This is a genomic window from Sporolactobacillus kofuensis (assembly GCF_024125425.1).
Classification (GTDB): Bacteria; Bacillota; Bacilli; order Bacillales; family Sporolactobacillaceae; genus Sporolactobacillus; species Sporolactobacillus kofuensis.
In genome coordinates this window covers 1-1,684 of record NZ_JAMXWN010000034.1, presented here as the reverse complement: position 1 = coordinate 1,684, position 1,684 = coordinate 1, and the positions used below count along the sequence as shown (strand labels likewise).

Sequence of the window (1,684 nt, the reverse complement as noted above, 5' to 3'; positions counted from 1 at the left end):
CTATGTGTAAAATGTTTCTCGGTGGATGAATCTGACTGGGCTATTGGGTATGGAGCGCCATGCGCTCCATACCCAAAGAAGATTCTATTTCTCTTCTACTGGACGAAAAGGAGAAGGCTCCTTATTCTAAATGTATACCTGGCAAGGTGAATACATTACGAACAGAGGCCTTCTCACATGGATAGTATAGAGGATTTATTGGAGATTTGGAAGGAACAAACGAATCTGATGGGGTTTGAGGAGGAGGCAACCGCCTATATGTACCGTTTCATGAGGCGGAGTGTCGAACAAGTCTTTTCCCTGCTCGATCAGGCGATCACCCGGAAAAAACAGGCGGAGGGCTGGAAAGTGGACAGCCATAAGGACCAACGGGTCCTTCAGTTCCTATTTGGCCCTGTGACGCTTTATCATACGCGCATGATTGATCCGAAAGGGCAACCCTGTTATCCGTTGGATCACCTTCTGAAACTGAGAAAATACATGAGGTATTCGCCTCGCGTGGAGTATGAAACGGCTACTTTAGCGGGACGAATGACCTGCCGGGAAGTGACAGAAACCTTGTCGGCCTGGACGCAGGTTCAAATGAGCCATACCACTGTCATGCGTTGTGTCCGAGCCGTTGGCCAGGCGCAGGAAAAACAGGATCAGGATTTAGTCATTCAAGCGGCGAATGGCGAACTGGAGGGCAACCGTAGGCTTCCCGTTCTGTTTGCGGAAGCTGACGGTACGTTCATCCGTGGATTAAAAAAACGCCAACAGATTGAGATTAAGCATTTCATTCTGTATGAGGGCTGGGAACAGAATGGAAAGAGGCGCCTTCTGAAACAACCCTATGCGGTCATGACGAGCCAGGGGTTGGATACCTTTTGGGAACAGGTGCAGGCGGCCGTCGAACAGCGCTATCGTTTAGGGCAGACCCTGGTGGTTGCCAATAGCGACGGTGGCCCAGGCTACGATGAAACACATTTTAAAGAGGCTTTTTGTGGGACAAACAAGATCCGGGTTCAGCTGGATGCCTTCCACATCGCCCAGTCACTCACCCGATCCTTACATGGCGATAAAGATTGGATCACCCGTATCCAGAGGGCGATTAAAAGAAGGGATCAGGAAAAGGCGATCCTGTTACTGGATACGTATGAAAGCAATATGGATGACGATGAGCGGATCAAGCAGCTCGAACAGGTAAAGCAGTATCTAATCAAACACTGGGATCGTCTTTTTGACTGGCGACAAGGTGTGGATAAGGACGATCTTCCTGAGTATGCAGGGAAGCTAGGCGCCATGGAGTCTAATCAGCGGCATTTGACGTTCCGCATGAAGAAGCGAGGGATGCATTGGGGTCAGTCGGAGGAAGGCATGGTCAAAGTGATACAAGGCTTACGCAACGGGACATTAAAAACGGCTTATCTGGCCTCCTTCACCCCATCACAACGCGTCAAAAGGATCATGAAAAAAGCGATACGAATCGCATCTCTACTGAAGGAACCAACGGTTCCATCCATCGGCGTCCACTATGGACAGATTGGGTGTCATGCTTCTTCGTCCAGTGCCTTGGGACAGATGAACAAAGTGCTTAATTGCGCTTTTTGAAAGAAATGAATTTGTGGTTAGGGCTATGGTGTACATTTTTAGAATAGACTCGCTCTTCTCTGATAAGGGGTTCCGAGAAAAGCTTGACACATAC

Annotated in this window: 1 protein-coding gene; it reads left to right on the top strand. The window is 49.0% G+C overall.

Translation table 11 applies throughout. The annotated features are described in order from the left end of the window. The first annotated feature begins 177 nt into the window (after nt 1–177). Nucleotides 178–1,590, top strand: coding sequence for an ISLre2 family transposase (locus tag NIE32_RS14095; RefSeq protein WP_253077505.1), 1,413 nt, complete (start codon nt 178–180; stop codon nt 1,588–1,590). Nucleotides 1,591–1,684: the final 94 nt, after the last annotated feature.

What these genes read in the sequence shown, in the direction of transcription:
- NIE32_RS14095 (WP_253077505.1), top strand. Translation starts at nt 178, where the DNA reads ATGGATAGTATAGAGGATTTATTGGAGATTTGGAAGGAACAAACGAAT.